This window comes from Vibrio sp. 1641 (genome assembly GCF_033339995.1).
GTDB classification, from domain to species: Bacteria; Pseudomonadota; Gammaproteobacteria; order Enterobacterales; family Vibrionaceae; genus Vibrio; species Vibrio alginolyticus.
In genome coordinates this window covers 1-805 of record NZ_JAWOVP010000111.1, presented here as the reverse complement: position 1 = coordinate 805, position 805 = coordinate 1, and the positions used below count along the sequence as shown (strand labels likewise).

The following is an 805-nucleotide window of genomic DNA, read 5'->3' as shown; positions in this document are numbered from 1 at the left end:
CTATCCAAGTATTCCATTATTATTGTTTTCATCCTATTCAGCTAACGCCCTGTTAAGGTGTGAGCAACGCAATACCGAAGCCACCGCATACCACCTTAACCACTAAAACTAACGCATAGTAAAAATGCCACGCGTTGCGAATCACTCTTAAACAGTTTGTTAGCCGTCTTGGATTCAAGTACGAAGTGCGACACCTCTGAACATAAAAAACAGTAAGGTGCGATAATCATGAACTTTGCTCTCGCCAAGAAGTAAAAAACATGAGATACACGCACCTCACTGAGAACAAAAGGTATATGATTTCTGCGCTCAGAAAGCAAGGGATTAGTACCGCTAAAATAGCTAAACAACTGGGGCGTCACAAAGCCACTATCTATCGAGAAATTGAACGCAACTCCCGATACAACAGACACTTTAAAAGGTACTCCTATCAGGCATGGAGAGCCCAACAAATGGCTCGCAACCGGCTGAGTCGCTCGCGCAGAAATAAGCGCTACAGCGAAATCGACTTTAGGTTGCCTGAGGCCTTGCTACGGCTGGATTGGAGTCCTGTCCAAATCGTAGCATACCTAAGGGTAAGAGGCTATCCTACAATGAGCCACGAGCTCATTTATCAGCACATTTGGAATGACAAAACTCTCGGTGGAACACTATGGAAACACCTACGCCAGTCCACTAAGAAAAGGCGTAAAAGGTATAACTCAAAAGACAGCCGAGGTCGGCTGGCAGCAAAACGTCATATGACCGAAAGACCTGCAAAAGCTGAGCATCGAAAAGAGCCTGGTCATTGGGAAATTGATACCGT

Annotated in this window: 1 protein-coding gene; it reads left to right on the top strand. The window is 45.2% G+C overall.

The window, feature by feature from the left end; genetic code table 11:
- Positions 1–260 precede the first annotated feature (260 nt).
- Positions 261–805, top strand: a 545-nt coding sequence (locus tag R7Z47_RS24485) for an IS30 family transposase (protein WP_318130713.1), incomplete at its 3' end; no start/stop codon positions are given.